The organism is Scytonema sp. PCC 10023 (assembly GCF_963920835.1).
GTDB lineage: Bacteria > Cyanobacteriota > Cyanobacteriia > Cyanobacteriales > Nostocaceae > Kalymmatonema.
Window position 1 is genome coordinate 1 of record NZ_CAWUDP010000390.1, and the last position, 272, is coordinate 272.

Below are 272 nucleotides of genomic sequence, written 5' to 3' on the forward strand. Positions count from 1 at the left end.
CTGCACGTCGCGGCCAAACGTTATCTGTGCGCGGTCGAGCCAGGCTATCTCGAGGATCTGAGCGGCGCCTCTGCGCTGAGCCTGGCCCTACAGGGCGGCCCCTTCGATGCGGCGGAATGCCAGGCTTTCGAGGCTCACCCCTTTTTCAAGGAGGCGATCCGGCTGAGGCGCTATGACGATGCGGGCAAGCAGCCGGGCATGGTGACGCCCGATATCCATCACTACGTTGAAATACTGCATGCGGCAGCCAGGTAAATTGGCAAATCGTTCCG

Annotated in this window: 1 pseudogene; it reads left to right on the plus strand. The window is 61.8% G+C overall.

Features of this window, described 5'->3' with window-relative positions:
• Positions 1 to 255, plus strand: a pseudogene (locus ACM0OZ_RS49325) (phosphohydrolase); the annotation flags it as partial.
• Positions 256 to 272: the final 17 nt, after the last annotated feature.